The organism is Marinobacter sp. NFXS11 (assembly GCF_040148675.1).
In the GTDB taxonomy this organism is placed as follows: Bacteria; Pseudomonadota; Gammaproteobacteria; order Pseudomonadales; family Oleiphilaceae; genus Marinobacter.
Genome location: NZ_JAGDDV010000003.1, coordinates 173,720 through 189,486 on the forward strand (window position 1 = coordinate 173,720; position 15,767 = coordinate 189,486).

The 15,767-nt window shown below is 58.8% G+C and carries 12 protein-coding genes; 7 read left to right on the forward strand and 5 right to left on the reverse strand.

What is annotated here, in order from left to right; all coding sequences use genetic code 11:
• Position 1: 1 nt before the first annotated feature.
• The gene (locus tag J3362_RS16470; protein WP_349521185.1) at positions 2 to 1,417 is read right to left on the reverse strand and encodes an aminotransferase-like domain-containing protein; all 1,416 of its coding nucleotides are present in this window, start codon (positions 1,415 to 1,417) and stop codon (positions 2 to 4) included.
• A gap of 240 nt (positions 1,418 to 1,657) precedes the next feature.
• On the opposite strand from J3362_RS16470, the gene J3362_RS16475 reads away from it, so the two are divergent.
• The 3 genes from J3362_RS16475 to J3362_RS16485 all read left to right on the forward strand — a co-directional run bounded on the left by J3362_RS16475 (position 1,658) and on the right by J3362_RS16485 (position 4,954).
• Complete coding sequence (locus tag J3362_RS16475; RefSeq protein ID WP_349521187.1) at positions 1,658 to 2,461, forward strand: PhzF family phenazine biosynthesis protein; 804 nt, start codon at positions 1,658 to 1,660, stop codon at positions 2,459 to 2,461.
• Between the two features lie 105 nt (positions 2,462 to 2,566).
• A complete protein-coding gene (locus J3362_RS16480; protein ID WP_349521189.1) occupies positions 2,567 to 3,622 on the forward strand; it encodes an NAD(P)-dependent alcohol dehydrogenase in 1,056 nt (351 codons plus the stop codon).
• 150 nt (positions 3,623 to 3,772) lie between these two features.
• Positions 3,773 to 4,954: a BaiN/RdsA family NAD(P)/FAD-dependent oxidoreductase gene (locus J3362_RS16485; protein WP_349521191.1), complete on the forward strand. Its 1,182-nt coding sequence runs from the start codon at positions 3,773 to 3,775 to the stop codon at positions 4,952 to 4,954.
• Here the strand turns inward: J3362_RS16485 and J3362_RS16490 are convergent.
• The gene (locus tag J3362_RS16490) at positions 4,951 to 5,877 is read right to left on the reverse strand and encodes a universal stress protein (RefSeq protein ID WP_502882444.1); all 927 of its coding nucleotides are present in this window, start codon (positions 5,875 to 5,877) and stop codon (positions 4,951 to 4,953) included. The two genes, J3362_RS16485 and J3362_RS16490, sit on opposite strands and share 4 nt — an antisense overlap.
• A gap of 1 nt (position 5,878) precedes the next feature.
• Positions 5,879 to 7,366 (reverse strand): SulP family inorganic anion transporter, encoded by a 1,488-nt coding sequence (locus tag J3362_RS16495; RefSeq protein ID WP_349521193.1) that lies wholly within the window; start codon positions 7,364 to 7,366, stop codon positions 5,879 to 5,881.
• A gap of 332 nt (positions 7,367 to 7,698) precedes the next feature.
• Between J3362_RS16495 and J3362_RS16500 the strand changes: the two genes are divergently transcribed.
• Entirely contained in the window at positions 7,699 to 8,979 is a 1,281-nt protein-coding gene (locus J3362_RS16500) for an MgtC/SapB family protein (protein WP_349521195.1), read from the forward strand.
• 4 nt (positions 8,980 to 8,983) lie between these two features.
• Here J3362_RS16500 and alkB read toward each other — a convergent pair whose 3' ends face one another.
• Positions 8,984 to 9,634: a DNA oxidative demethylase AlkB gene (gene alkB / locus J3362_RS16505; RefSeq protein ID WP_349521197.1), complete on the reverse strand. Its 651-nt coding sequence runs from the start codon at positions 9,632 to 9,634 to the stop codon at positions 8,984 to 8,986.
• A 112-nt stretch (positions 9,635 to 9,746) separates the two neighbouring features.
• On the opposite strand from alkB, the gene J3362_RS16510 reads away from it, so the two are divergent.
• Together J3362_RS16510 and djlA are read left to right on the forward strand one after the other, a co-directional pair.
• Positions 9,747 to 12,572 (forward strand): HD domain-containing phosphohydrolase, encoded by a 2,826-nt coding sequence (locus tag J3362_RS16510; RefSeq protein ID WP_349521199.1) that lies wholly within the window; start codon positions 9,747 to 9,749, stop codon positions 12,570 to 12,572.
• A 49-nt stretch (positions 12,573 to 12,621) separates the two neighbouring features.
• A complete protein-coding gene (gene djlA / locus J3362_RS16515; protein ID WP_349521201.1) occupies positions 12,622 to 13,401 on the forward strand; it encodes a co-chaperone DjlA in 780 nt (259 codons plus the stop codon).
• Between the two features lie 20 nt (positions 13,402 to 13,421).
• Here the strand turns inward: djlA and J3362_RS16520 are convergent, their stop codons facing one another.
• A complete protein-coding gene (locus J3362_RS16520; RefSeq protein ID WP_349521203.1) occupies positions 13,422 to 14,030 on the reverse strand; it encodes a methyltransferase family protein in 609 nt (202 codons plus the stop codon).
• A gap of 163 nt (positions 14,031 to 14,193) precedes the next feature.
• Here J3362_RS16520 and J3362_RS16525 point away from each other — a divergent pair, with 163 nt between their 5' ends.
• Positions 14,194 to 15,699: an amidase gene (locus J3362_RS16525; protein WP_349521204.1), complete on the forward strand. Its 1,506-nt coding sequence runs from the start codon at positions 14,194 to 14,196 to the stop codon at positions 15,697 to 15,699.
• Positions 15,700 to 15,767: the final 68 nt, after the last annotated feature.

The following is a 15,767-nucleotide window of genomic DNA, read 5'->3' on the forward strand; positions in this document are numbered from 1 at the left end:
ACTAACGCGCCGCAGACTGGACGTCGTGCGCCAGCACTCCCAGCCTGGCCACGGCATGCTCGATGCGCTCACTCCAGGGGTTGGCGCTGTTCAGCCTCAGGCAATTGTCGTATTTGTCGGCGGTTGAGAACATCAGCCCCGGCGCCACGTTGATATCCTCCGCCCTCGCCTTGTGGTAAACCTCGGTGCCGGAAACACCGTCGGGTAACTGAACCCAAAGCACAAAGCCGCCCTGGGGACGGCTCACGGCGGTACCCTCAGGGAAACCCCGGGCCACGGCAGTTCGCATCCGCTCCGTGGACTCACGATAATGCTGGCGCGCTGACCGCAGATAGCGATCATAACCACCCTGTTCCAGAAAATGCGCGACCGCCATCTGGGGAATCGAAGACGTGGCCAGGTTCACGAAGTACTTGTGCTGCCTGGCGCTGGCCATGTAACGCCCCGGCACCATCCAGCCCAGCCGGAGGCCCGGTGAAATAGTCTTCGAAAACGAACTGCAATAAATCACATTGTCCGCCCGATCAAAGGCCTTGGCCGGTTTCGGCCGGTCCCCGGTGTGATGAAGGTCGCCGTAGATGTCGTCCTCGATCAGCGGAACAGCCGCTGCCGCCAGCATGGAGACCAGCTGCTTCTTGCGCTCGTCGGACATTTGCGCACCCAGGGGGTTGCTGTGATTGGTCACGACCACACAGGCTTTGAGGGGCCACTGTTCCAGGGCCAGTTGCAGGCCTTCAAGGCTCAGACCCTCGGAAGGATGCGTTGGAATTTCAATGACCTTCAGCCCGACCACTTCCAGAGCCTGAAGAATGCCGGGGAAAGACGGCGATTCCACGGCCACAATATCTCCGGGCTGGGTTACCGCCCTCAGCGCCAGTATGATCGCCTCCTGGGCACCGTTGGTGGCCAGCACGTCATCCGGCGTTATCGGCACCCCCAGGGTCGCCATCCGCTGGGCGATCTGCCGCCGGAACGATTCCTTGCCGGGAAAGGCATAGTCCAGGGTTTCCAGGCCCCGGCGTGCCGCCCAAAGCGTGCTGTGCTGGATCTGGCGGAGCGGCAGGTAATCCGGATGAGGGATCGCCGTGGCCAGCGGCACCATGCGCTTCTGTTCGTCGGCGCACAGGTCCAGGGTCATCTCCCTGGCACTGACTGGAACCGGACGGCTTCGGTGTCGGCGCATAACAGGCTCGGGGGCGTCCACAGTGGGCAGCCGTACGAAGTAGCCGCTACGTTCACGGGCCTGCAGAAAACCCCGCGCCTCCAGCGTCTGGTGTGCCTGGAGGATGGTCGAGATGCTAACGCCGAACTGCCGGCTCAACTGTCGCACGCCCGGTAGCCGTTCGCCGTCCCGGTACACACCTTCATGAATCAGCCCCTGAAGCTGATCCGCGACCTGGTTGTAGAGAATGCCCATTGCCCGCCCTCGCCTGCGAAGCTTCATCGTGATAATGATCTATTGCACCAGAACCCGAGCTGTTCGGTGCAGTACAGATTGCTTCCGATATGACCAGTACAGATCTCACCAAGTGCATTCTGTACCGGTTCAAAACCAGATTATCTGAATCTGTTACGGCAGTCAGATCTTTTCCTACAATAGGCTCGAAATCAGATGATATTTCCAAACAGGCCAGCGCTTTTAATAGGAGAAGAGACCGTGACTTTACCCATCTATCAGGTTGATGCGTTCACCAGCGAAGCGTTCGGTGGCAACCCGGCCGCGGTCATGCCGCTGGACCAGTGGCTGCCAGATAACCTCATGCTCTCGCTTGCCGCGGAGAACAACCTCTCCGAAACAGCCTTTTTCGTGCCTCTTCAGGCCGGCGAAGACGCGGATTTCCATATCCGCTGGTTTACTCCGGGCACAGAGGTGCCACTGTGCGGCCATGCCACCCTGGCCAGCGCCTGGGTCATCTTCAACAAACTCGGCTGGGACAAAGAGCAAATCCGTTTCCGCTCCAAAACCGGCCTGCTCTCCGTTCGGCAATCCGACGACGGCTGGCTGGTACTCGATTTCCCGAATCTGGCCTACGAGGAACAGCCCACGCCGGCCCTGATTCGGGAAGCTCTGGAAAGCGCGCCTGATACAGCGTTTTTTGTTCCTAACGACACCAATTACATGGTGGTCCTGAAGGACGAAGACGCTGTGCGGTCTGCGCAACCGGACCTGCGCAAATTAAAGCAACTGGGCAACCAGGGGCTGATCATCACCGCACCTGGCAACAACTGCGATTTTGTCAGCCGCTATTTCGCGCCTGGCGCCGGCATTGATGAGGACCCGGTTACCGGTTCCATTCACAGCGTGCTGGTGCCTTACTGGTCAGAACAACTGGGCAAAACCGAGCTTGAGGCACGGCAGATTTCTGCCCGGGGCGGTGTACTTCGCTGCGAGTTAAAGGGGGATCGCGTCGACATTGCCGGCCAGGCAGCCTTCTTTATGGAAGGCGCCATTCATTTGTGAGGCACACTTGCAGAGTGCAAATGAAAAAACCGACATGGTCGCCGGTGATAGCTCTGACGGTCAGTTTCGTAAACTCACCCTCAATTCTTAAACAGAGGCGAAGTGATGACAGCGACCAAAGCATTTGCAGCACAGTCACCAACGTCCGGCATGGCACCTCATACCATAGACCGCCGGGAGCCACGTCCCGATGATGTTGCGATCGAGATCGACTACTGCGGGGTCTGCCATACCGACATTCATTTTGCACAGAACGACTGGGGGATCACCGAGTACCCGGTTGTCCCCGGCCATGAAATTGTGGGCCGGGTCACGGCCGTTGGCGCCGAGGTCAAAAGCTTTAACGTAGGCGATGTCGTCGGCGTCGGATGCATGGTGGATTCCTGCCGTACCTGCTCAGCTTGTGAAGCAGGTCTGGAGCAGTACTGCAGCGAAGGCATGACCTCCACCTACAACGGGCAGGACCGCCACGATCACTCCATCACCTTTGGTGGCTATTCCGAGCGTGTTACCGTCAGCGAACGGTTTGTCGTTCGCATTCCGGAAAAGCTGGATATCAAGGCCGCTGCACCTCTGCTTTGCGCCGGCATCACCACCTACTCGCCGCTGCGCCATTACGGCGTCAAAGCCGGCCACAAGGTCGGTGTCATCGGCATGGGCGGCCTTGGTCACATGGGGGTTAAATTCGCCAGGGCACTTGGCGCGGAAGTGACCATTTTCACCCGCTCTGAGAGCAAGGTTCCCGAAGCAAAAAATCAGGGCGCCGATCATGTAGTGATTTCCACCGATGAAGATCAGATGGACGCAGCCGCTGAAACCTTCGATTTCATGCTCGACACCGTTCCGGTCCAGCACGATCTGAACCCTTACCTCAACTGCCTGAAGCACGATGGCACTCACATACTGGTTGGCCTGCTGGAGCCGGTAGAGCCACCGGTAGAGGCTGGCGCCCTGGTATTCAAGCGCCGCGTTCTGGCCGGGTCGCTGATCGGTGGCATGCCGGAAACCCAGGAAGTTCTGGATTTCTGCGCAGAGCACGACATCAGCTGCGACGTCGAGATGCTCGACATACATAACCTCAACGAGGCCTACGAGCGCATGAAAAAAGGCGACGTGAAGTATCGCTTCGTGATCGACATGCAAACCCTGAAAAACGGGTAACTGCACAGGAGACCGGGCCCCACGGGCCCGGTCTCCGACTCCTTCTCATCCCGCCACTTCATACGTGGTTACCCCGGCACCACAGACGCCAGCCCCCCATATCCGTATAATTCGCCCACTCAATGTTCGTACCCGGTTTGTGGTTACCCCATGCCTTCACACTACGATGTCATTATTATCGGCGCTGGCGCAGCAGGCCTGATGTGCGCGGCCACTGCGGGCTATCGCGGCCGCAGCGTGCTGGTGTTGGACCACGCCAATAAACCCGGCAAGAAAATCCTGATGTCCGGCGGCGGACGCTGCAATTTCACAAACCTGAACAGTACGCCGGCCAACTTCCTCTCGGATAACCCGCACTACTGCATTTCCGCGCTAAAGCGCTACACGCCCCAGGATTTTCTGGAACTTGTAGACCGCCACGGCATTGAGCATGAGGAAAAAGCCCCTGGCCAGTTGTTCTGCAAGGACAGCGCCAAGGACATCCTCAACATGCTGCTGACCGAATGTGAGTGGGCAGGCGCGGACGTGAGAATGAAGACAGCGGTCGACCGCATCACCGAAACCGACAGCGGCTACCGCTTGCGCGTCGGCTCCGGTGACCTCTCCTGTGAATCCCTGGTGATCGCTACCGGAGGCCTGTCGATTCCTACCATGGGCGCCACGGCGTTTGGCTACCGGGTAGCCGAGCAGTTCGGCCTTGAAATACTTCCTACCCGCGCTGGCCTGGTGCCCTTTACCCTGCAGCCGGAGTTGAAGGAACAGCTCGCGCCATTGTCCGGTGTCAGCTGCCCTGTCGATGTGCAATGCCACGACCAGCATTTCCGGGAACCCATGCTGGTCACCCATCGCGGGCTCAGCGGCCCGGCCATGCTCCAGATTTCCAGTTTCTGGGAGCCGGGCGACAGCCTGGCCATCAACCTGCTGCCGGCCTGTCAGATCAAGGACGACCTTTTGAATCTGCGGAAAACCCGGCCACAATCCACCGTTGGGCACTACCTGGCCCAGCACCTGCCAAAACGGTTTGCCCAGGCCTTTAACGAACTCCACGGCTGGACCGGCCCGTTGCAGGGCTACAAGAACAGCGATATTGAACAGGTGGCAGACACTCTGGGACAGTGGTCAATTAAACCGTCTGGCACCGAAGGCTATCGAACAGCCGAGGTCACTCTCGGTGGCGTAGACACCCACCAGCTCTCCTCCAAAACCATGGCGGTATTGGAACGGCCAAACCTATATTTTATCGGCGAGGTGGTGGATGTCACCGGACACCTGGGCGGCCACAATTTCCAGTGGGCCTGGGCGTCCGGCGTAGCGGCGGGTAACGACGCTTAGCGAAGAACCACCAGGGGCTTCCTGGCGGTTTTAAGCATGGTGGTCGTTGTACTGCCCACCAGGAACTGACGGATGCGGGAGTGCCCGTAGGCGCCCATCACCAGAATGTCGATATCATGTTCTTCCTGGTAGGCGTGCAATGTGGGTTCCACATCACCGGCGCGGATCGCAAGAGTGATCTCGGATTCCAGCCCCGCCAGCACTTTCTCGGCTTTTTTGAGCTGCTCCCAACGGTCATTGGTATCCGCTCCAACCATCACCAGATGCAGTGGCATGCCTTTGAGAACCGGGCTGCCGGCCAGCAATTCCACACCCTTGAAGGCCGTGGCACTGCCGTCGAATGCCAGCATGGCACTGCGAGGCTGGGTGTACTCATCCGGCACCAGGAGAATCGGGCGATGCATGCTGCGAATCACCGTCTCCAGCTGGCTGCCAATGTGGGTGTCACGCTCCGAGCTGCTCTCACCGTGCAGCCCCATGACCAGCAGCCGGGTCTGATTCTCCAGCGCCAGCAGGGACTCGGTCAGGTCCCCATGTCGCTGTCTCTGCACCACGTCTGAGATGCCAGCTTCGCCAACCCGCTTTTGGGCTTCATCCAGCATGTGATGCCCGTGTTCGAGAGCCAGTTTGGCGCGTTTTCGATCCAGCTCTGCGAGGTCCTCCAGAAGCTGTTCACGACTGCCAAGGCCGATGCTTCCGGCCAGATCCGGCTCTGCCGGGTAACGCTCTTCATCAAGCACGTGCAACAGCATCATGGGCGTTTCCATGTGCTTGCTGGCCCAGCTGGCGTAATCGCAAACTGCGGGAGCGGCCTGGGAGCCATCAATACAGGCAACTACTCGTAACATCTCAACCTCGCCTTCATGATCCTTGTGATTTTTATTCTGACTGCGATCGCCGTTGGATTCCCTGGTCTGTGTCATGTCAGTGCCCCATCAGCTGGTCAACGGCGTCCGGCTTGTCGTGCACGCCAAAGCGGTCAACGATCGTGGCACTGGCTTCATTCAGCCCGATCACCTCAACCTCCGAGCCTTCACGGCGGAACTTGATCACGGCCTTGTCCAGGGCACCCACTGCGGTGATATCCCAGAAATGCGCGCGACTCAGGTCGATCACCACATTATCGACTGCTTCCTTGAAATCAAAGGATTCCATGAATTTTTCCGAGGAGCTGAAGAACACCTGACCCACAACGCGGTAGGTGCGGGTGTCGGTGGTTTCATCCAGCTCGGAGGTCACCAGCATGTAGTGGCCCACCTTGTTGGCAAAGAACAACGCCGCCAGCAGCACGCCGGCCAGAACACCGAAGGCCAGGTTATGGGTGGCGACCACAACAATAACGGTTACCAGCATCACGATGTTGGTGGAAAGCGGATGCTCACGCAGATTGCGAATCGAATCCCAGGAGAAGGTACCAATCGACACCATAATCATCACCGCTACGAGGGCTGCCATGGGGATCTGGACCAACACGCTGTCCAATAGCAGCACCATGACCAGCAGGAAAAGACCAGCCGTGAGAGTGGAAAGCCGGGTCCGGCCGCCGGACTTCACGTTGATAATGGACTGGCCGATCATGGCACAGCCGGCCATACCGCCGATCAGGCCGGAGCCGATGTTGGCAATACCCTGACCCTTGCATTCCCGGTTACGGTCACTGGTGGTATCCGTCAGGTCGTCCACGATGGTGGCCGTCATCATGGATTCCAACAGCCCCACAATGGCCAGCGGAATCGAGTACGGCAGGATGATCATCAGGGTTTCCAGGTTCAGAGGCACGTCCGGCCACAGGAATACGGGCAGGGTATCCGGCAGATCTCCCATGTCCCCAACCGTCCGGATGTCCATTCCGGTAACCACGGCAACGGCCGTCAGAACGACGATGCACACCAGGGGCGAAGGCAGAACCTTGCCCACAACGGGTAGCAGGGGAAACAGATAGATAATTCCCAGACCCGCGGCTGTCATTGCGTAAACGTGCCAGGTGACGTTGGTCAGTTCGGGCAACTGGGCCATGAAGATGAGGATGGCGAGGGCGTTAACGAAACCGGTCACCACCGAGCGAGACACGAAGCGCATCAGACTGCCGAGCTTCAGGTAGCCGGCAATCAGCTGAAGCACGCCGGTAAGCAGGGTCGCCGCTAGCAAATACTGCAGACCATGTTCTTTAACCAGCGTTACCATCAGCACCGCCATGGCCGCCGTGGCGGCCGAGATCATACCGGGGCGGCCGCCCACAAAGGCAATGATCACTGCAATGCAGAAAGAGGCATAAAGACCCACTTTGGGATCGACACCGGCAATGATCGAGAAGGCGATGGCCTCCGGAATCAGTGCCAGCGCCACGACAATACCGGCGAGGACATCGCCACGAATGTTCGAAAGCCAGTTGGCCTTTAGGGAATTCACCATAATGTCGGGTTCCAGATTGCGGGAGACAATAAAAACTGAGACAAAACCGTCGATTGCACCCAACGTGACAGGTGTTGGCTACAGACATATTTCTCAGGGGATTAACCAGAGGAAGAGGAAGCTGAGCGCTAGGGCGGAAGGATCGTCACGGTTTCGTTTTTGCTGCTCGGTTGATGAAAATCAGTTCACTGCGAAAATCAGGGCCGCGAAGCTTACCAGACCCCTGCCCGGAAAGTAAGGCGATTAGGGATAACTTCTTAGACCTCTAACGACCGGCGCCCTCTACTGCTATTATCAGAACATCATTGATTTACAGGAGCTTGCATCGCCCCATGGACGACGTTGCCGCCCAGTTTCTCGCTGGAAACCAGACCACCCTGAATCTCGCCGTTGCTCTTCTGCTTGGCGCCATCATCGGCCTCGAGCGGGGCTGGGACGCGCGGGATCAGAAATCCGGCGAGCGGATTGCCGGTATCCGCACCTTTGCTCTGGTGGGCCTGCTTGGCGGTATTTCCGCGTTACTGGCCCGGGAAATCACGGAGTGGGCGTTTCCGGTGCTTCTGGTCAGTGTCGTGGCCATGGCCATCGTGGCTTACAGCGAGCGGCTGGAGCATATCCGCAACTTCAGTATCACCGGCATGGTCGGCATGGTTCTGACCTTCTGTTTCGGCGCGGTGGCGGTGGCAGTGGACCCGGTCATTGCAACCGCAGCGGCTGTTGTCACCGCGATCATCCTCGACAACAAGGAAGAGATCCACGGCTGGGTCAACAAGCTCAAGGAACATGAACTGGATGCCGGACTCAAGCTCCTGCTGATTTCCGTGGTCATGCTGCCGTTGCTCCCCAACGAGAAGATGGGCCCCGGCGGCGTTCTGAATCCCAGGGAAATCTGGTGGATGGTTGTAATGATCGCCTCCATTTCCTTTGTCGGCTATTTCGCCATACGGGTGGCCGGCACCCGCACGGGAATCCTTTTTACCAGCTTGTTCGCTGGGCTGAGCTCTTCCACTGCTCTTACACTGCATTTCGCTCGCCAGGCCTCGAAAACTCCGCAGCTCAACGCCCAGTTCGCCACCGGTATCCTGATTGCCTGCGGCACCATGTTCCCGCGTATTTTGGTCTATTGCCTTGTGATCAATCCGGCTCTGTTGCCAAGCCTGATCTGGCCTGTGGTCGTGATGACCGCCCTGCTCTATATCCCTGCGCTCTTTATCTGGCGAAAAAACGACCGACACCTCCAGGTCAGCCAGCCATCGCTCAACCAGAACCCGCTGGATCTGACCTCGGCCCTGGTTTTTGGCGCATTGTTAACGGGCATCCTCCTGCTGGGCGAGTTTCTGGGCAACTGGCTGGGTGATGCCGGCATCTATTTTCTCGCGGCCACTTCCGGTATCGCGGACGTGGATGCCATCACCCTCTCCCTCACCCGCATGTCCAACAACAGCCTGGCCATGGGAACAGCAGTCATCGGCATTGTGATCGCCGCTGCCACCAACAACCTCGTGAAATCGGCGCTGGCCGGGTTTGTCGGCAATCGCCAGATCGGACTGCTGGTAGGGGGGCCGATGGTGCTCTCTCTGGCAGCCGGGCTTCTGGTCGCCTGGCTGCAGTAATCCCTTACCTGGCCCGACGGAACGTCAGATTGTAACGGTACCCGCCTGTTAGCGGGTGATCCCCAGCTTTGAGGGTCAGCACGCCGTGATAACGCATCCGGGCCGGGCCGCCCCAGACCACAACGTCACCATGGGCAAGTGGCACGCGGATGGGGCGTTCACTGCGTTTGAGACCACCAAACTGGAACACCATCGGCAGGCCCAGAGAAACCGACACGATGGGCTGCGTGAAGTCCTGCTCGTCCTTGTCCTGATGCAGCCCCATTTTTGCCCCGGGTTGGTATCGGTTGATCAGACAGGCGTCCGGTTCAAATCCCTCAAAACCAGCGGTTTCGGCGGCGCTTCTGGCCAGCTCCCGGAAAGCCGCAGGCATGGCGGGCCAAGGCCGGCCGGATTCCGGATCCTCCGCCTGATACCGGTAACCCCGTCTATCGGTAACCCAGCCAAGATCCCCGCAGCAGGTCATGGCCGCAGACATGGCATGGCCACCGGGGGTCTTCATGTGTCTGAACGGCGCTTCTGAGGTAACCGTTTCAATGCCGGCCATGAGTGATTCGGCGTTCGGGAGCGCGAACTGCCGCAGTACCACCGCGCCATCCGCCAGAGGCTCGACTGTCTGTTCCGGTGGCTGTTCGCCAAACAGGTCCTGAGTCATAACTACCGATTCCCCCTGAAAAAACTGAAAAAGTGCCGGGCAGCGTCTAGTCTTTCACTAGGCAGGTCTTACCCTGCCGTCTTACGCCAATCTACACCCGTAAGGATCATCCATGCATCGAAAACGCCAGTCGGCCCAGGTTTCGCTGGCCCTTCTGATTGCATCGGCCATTACCCTTGGCATGCTGGTTCTCACCATTGTGCTGATCGGTCAGAGTTTCCGGGGCATGGAGGCAGCCAAGGTGTCCGCAGCTGGCGCCACCGCCCGCCAACTGGCGATCAGTGTTGACGACCGGATACAGGCCATCACCGCGCCACCATCTACCGCCCTTGCGGTGCTTAGCCACGACAGCCTCGCAGGCGCCAATACGCTGCCCCAGCGCCTTGACCGGCTGCCGGTTCTGGCCGACATACTCACCAGCAGCGACATTGTCAGCGCCGTTTATGCCGGTTACCAGAACGGAGACTTTGTTCTCCTGCGCAAGGTTCGCAGTTCCGGAATACTGCAGTTTCCTGATGCCCCCGACGAAACCCGTTTTCTGCTGCAGACGATTACCCACGGGGGCAATCAAACACCGGGTCAATGGTATTTCTTCAATGCCGACATGCAAGTGATTGAAGAACGCCCGGTACCAGAATACAACTACGATCCGCGTACCCGGCCCTGGTTCAATGCTGCCCAGGCATCGGATGCCACAGAGCTTTCCGCGCCCTACGCGTTCTTTACCACCCGGGAAACCGGCATCACGCTTTCCCGTCGGGCATCGGAAGAAACCGGGGAGCAGGGTACGATTTTCGGCATCGATGTGACCGTGACAGATCTGAGTACCCAGTTGGCAGAACTCCGCCAGACACCGAACACGCGTATAGCCATTGTTAACCGGGATCGGGAAGTGCTGGCCGATTCGGGCGATGCAAAAGAGCCCGGACCGGCGATTTCGAAAGCTCTGGATCGGGTCGGGGATCGCAAGGAGGGCAGCTCTGTCACAAGCTTCAGCGTTGACGGAAAAGACTGGTATGCAATGACCGAGCCCCTCGGTGCACTGGAACAGGAGGGGCTGACCATCGCCGTGGCAATACCCTCGGACGAACTGCTGGCCGAGGTCTGGGCGGCATTGGCCAGACAAACGGTTATCGCCGGACTCATTGCTATTGTGTTGCTGGTGATCGGATGGTTCCTCGGGCGGCAGGTAGGTCGCCCACTGGAGCACCTGACCGATCAGGTGAGCCGGTTGTCGCGGTTCCGCTTTGACACCCCGGTCAGATCCGATTCGCACATCCGCGAAGCACGCCAACTGAGTGTGGCGCTGGACGACATGGCGAAAACCATCCGCAGTTTCCAGAGCATCGCCACCGTGCTGAACCGGGGCCAGGATCTGAACCATCTGCTTCGGGACATCCTCGAACAGATTATCCACATAGTCGGACAGGAGCGGGGCGGTATTTACCTGTTCACGAGCCAGAAGAACCAGCTCTCTCTTGCTGTCAAACAGGATCTGCAACTGCCGGACACCATCTCGAATGTGCAAGCGAATCACGATGACAACGACATCATCCGTTTGCTTCGGCAGCACATCCCGGGGCACCCGGTGTTCGCCGTTCTTCGCAACCGTCGGAAACAGCTGATCGGCGTCCTGGCGATCGAGATGGAGGTGGGCGACCACACCCAGTTGAGTGACGATCTGATCGTCTTCGTGGATGAAATTGCCGGCTCTGCCGCCGTTGCCATCGAAACCCGGGAACTGATCGAAAGCCAGCAGGCACTGCTCGAGGGCATCATCCGACTGGTGGCCAATGCCATTGACGCAAAATCACCCTACACCGGCGGCCACTGTGAGCGGGTACCGAAGCTGGCCCAGATGCTGGTGGATGAAGCCATCGCCAGCAACGAACGGGCCTTTGACTCGTTCACCATGACCGAAGAGCAACTGCAGGAATTCCATCTGGCCGCCTGGCTCCACGACTGTGGAAAGATCACCAGTCCGGAGTATGTGGTCGACAAGGCGGTCAAACTGGAAACCATTCACAACCGCATCCACGAGATCCGCACCCGTTTCGAAGTACTGCACCGGGATGCCGAGATCCGGTACCTGAACCGCGTGCTTTCAGGCGACGAGGAAGCAGCCGCCGACCAGGAACGCCAGGCTACCCAGGCCCGATTGCAGGAAGAATTCCGTTTGATAGCAACGGCTAACCAGGGCGGTGAGTTCATGGCCGAAGAAAATATTGCGAAGATCCGCAGCATTGGCGAGCAAACCTGGGTGCGCCATTTCAGTGACCGACTCGGCCTCTCGCCAGACGAGAAAGATGCTCTCGGGAATCATCCAGAGCCACCGCTGCCCTGCATCGAACAGTTGCTTGCCGACAAACCGGAACATCTCCGGCCGTGGGGCGAACACATTCCCCCGGTTCGAAAAGACGACCCGAGGAACCGCTGGGGCTTCGACATGGAATTGCCGGAACACGCATACAACAAAGGCGAGCTGCACAACCTTACAGTGGCAAAGGGCACGCTGACGGATGAGGAGCGCTTCAAGATCAATGAACACATTGTGCAGACCATCTGCATGCTGGACGCGCTGCCACTGCCCGACCGGCTGGCGAATGTCCCGAAGCTGGCGGGCACACACCACGAGCGCATGGACGGCCAGGGCTATCCCTACGGCCTGACAGCAGCCGAGATGGGCATTCCCGAGAGGATCATGGCGGTGGCGGATGTGTTCGAGGCACTGACTGCCGTAGACCGCCCTTATAAAGAGGGCAAACCCCTCACCGAATCCCTTACCATCATGGCCCGCATGGTTGAAGACGGGCACATCGACCGCGAGGTTTTCGAGCTCTTTGTCCGCTCAGGCACATACAAGCGCTATGCCCGCCAGCACCTGCAGCCCGGGCAGATTGATCACGTCGATGAAAGCCTGTTCATGAAGCCGGGCTGAAAAACACGTATATTCTATGGGCTGATTCATTCCTGTTAAGGACTTAGTAATGCTGTTTGCAATCATAATTGGCGGTCTGATTGGCTACGCTTTTGGCAAATTCCCGGGCTTTCTGATAGGTGCGGCAATTGGCGCTTTTCTCTTGAACCTTCTCAAGCGCCGCCTGATTGGCAAGCTGCAGAGCATCCAGTCGGGCTTTATTGACTCGGTCTTTGCGGTGATGGGCGCCCTGTGCAAGGCAGACGGCGTGATATCCAGGGATGAAATCCAGATGGCCGAAGCCATGTTTGTGCGCTTCCGCCTGAATGAAGACCAGAAGGCGAAGGCCAAAGCCGCCTTCAACCGGGGCAAGGAGCCAGACTTCGATCTGGATGCCGAGCTGAACCGGTTCCTCCAGGCCAGCGGACGCCAACCCGCGTTTCTGCAGATGTTCCTGCAGGTCCAGGTCTCGGCCGTGGCTGCGGACGGCAAGGTGCACCCTGCCGAACACGAAATGCTGGTAAAAATCGCCCGCGGGCTGGGGCTGCCCGAGAGCCAGGTGGACCAGCTGGAAGCCATGCTCCGTGGCGCCCACACCAACCGGGCAGGCGCTGGCCAACCTTCCTCGGCCGATCAGATCAGCGACGCCTACAAGGTGCTTGGGGTATCGCCTTCTGCCAGCGACTCTGAGCTCAAGAAGGCCTACCGCAAGCTGATGAGCGAGAACCACCCGGATAAACTCGCGGGCCGGGGATTACCAGAGAGCATGCGGGAGATGGCGGAGGAACGCACCCGCGAAATCAGTCATGCCTACGATGTGATCAAGGAAGCGCGAAAAAAATCGGCGTAATGCCTGCTTCCGCTATCGCGTCAGAACCAGCGGGGTACCCGCACCCGATAACGCTCGTAGTCCTCCCCGAATTTATCCGCCAGCGCCTTCTCCTCCTCCCGGGCCTGGCGGGTAATAACCAGCACACCCGCCACCAGGCATACGAGGGAAAACACGCTGGGTAACGCCAGGAAAAAACCGAGCTGCCCAGCCATTACGGCCAGGAACAAGGGATTCCGGGTGCGGCCAAATGGCCCGCTTGTCACCAGTTTGCGCTGATCCTTGCGCGGGTCTATGCCAGAGCGCCAGTCCTCGTGCATATAGGCCTGCAGGTAATTCACGACGGTGAACGAGACCATCAGCAGCAGCATGCCGGCCAGCAACACTGGCCAATAATAGAGATGCCCGAAAACCCCCAGCCAGCCGTCGATGTCGGCAAAAATCCGCGCCACGCAGATGCCCAGAATGAGCGCACGAAACACATTGAAGGTATGTCGATGCCACCAGGGCGCACTTCCGCGCTCACCATAGTTGATGTGCGAAAAGTGCATACGCTGAGACAGCCCGATGCTGCGGCCAGCGAACTGCAGACCGATCATCAGGAAGAAAATGCCGAGAAAGTGGCGGACGAGGGGTTCAGTAAATTCCATCGGGATCGCTTAAAACTGGCTGAGACCGACAGCTTATGCTCTGAAAAGGTCTGTGAAAAGGCCCTGCGCAGGCGCCAGACCGTTCAGCCTACCTAAAATGACATGTCATCACGTTTTTAAATGCAGTAGAGTAAGTGGATCATTTTCATGGAGAGTTTTTGTTATGAGCGCCCCAGGAACCCCGCACTCTTGCCATGGTTTTTGCAACGACGCGATGGGGCGCGATGATGCCACCACCCTTGCGGAAAGGGTCCGCCGCCGGGAGATTTCGATCACGGAACTCACCCGCGCCGCCATCGCCCGCGCAAAGGCTTCCCAGCCGCTGATCCATGGCGTGGCGTCGGCGGATTACGATCAGGCCCTCCAGACTGCATCAAAGCTGGATGCAACCGAACAAACCGATTCCTTTCCCCGGTTCCGCGGCGTTCCCACGCTGATCAAAGACAACACCAACGTGTCGGGCATGACTACACGACACGGCTCCCTGGCAGTGCCCAACGTTCCTGCGTCCGACACCAGTCCATTTGCCCGACAGCTGCTTGCCCAGGGTTTTCTGTGCCTGGGCAAAAGCACACTACCGGAATTCGGCTTTAACGCCACAACCGAGCCTGCTCATGCCCCGGCAACGCGTAACCCATGGAACCTGGCCTATTCCTCCGGAGCCTCCTCAGGTGGTTCGGCAGCACTGGTGGCGGCCGGCGTGGTTCCCATTGCCCACGCCAATGACGGCGGCGGCTCCATACGAATTCCGGCCGCCTGCTGCGGCTTGGTCGGCCTTAAGCCCACACGAGGACGATTGATAGACAACGAGGCGGCGGCCTCCCTGCCGATCAACATTATCAGCGAGGGTGTGGTGACGCGCTCGGTGCGGGATACCGCCAATTTTTTCGAGCAGGCCGAGACTTACTACCGCAATCCAAAGCTACCGGCGGTTGGCCGCATTGAGGGCCCGTCAGGCCGACCCCTGAGAATTGGTCTGGTGCTGGACTCCATCAATGGCCACAAAACCGACGACATCACCCGACAGACCGTCGAAGAAACCGCGCTCAGGCTGGAAAAACTGGGACACCAGATTGAACCTGTTCCCGTACCGGCGCACAGCGCCTTCCCTGACGACTTCGCCCTCTACTGGTCACTGCTGGCCTTCGGCGTCAGGGCCAACGGCAGAAAACTGCTTTCCCCGGCCTTCGACAAACACCAAACAGACGGCCTGACCAACGGCCTCGACAGGATGTTCCGGCGACAGTTCTGGCGCCTGCCAACCGCGCTCTGGCGGCTCAAGCGTTCCTGGCACGACTATGCACATGCCATGGCCGGTTTTGATGCCGTGCTCACGCCTGTACTTGGCCACACCACACCCGCCCTTGGCCACCTGAGCCCCGATGTGCCTTTTGATACCCTGTTCGAGCGACTGCGCAAGTATGTCAGCTTCACCCCTCTGGCGAACGCCACGGGCGCACCGGCAATCTCGCTGCCCATGGGCCACACGCCTGATCAACTGCCGGTATCCGTCCAGTTCATGGGGCGTCACGGAGGTGAACGCACGCTGCTGGATATCGCCTTCACGCTGGAAGCCGACCATCCGTGGCCGCTGCTTTGCGATTTCAGTCGAAACAGTCTCAGCAGTGAAGACCGAAACGCCAGGGATTCACTGGCAAATACCGTTTGAAGTTGGACACTTATAAAAACAGCTGCCATATTCTTTAGGAAGCTCAGGGATCAACTTAACTCTCCACC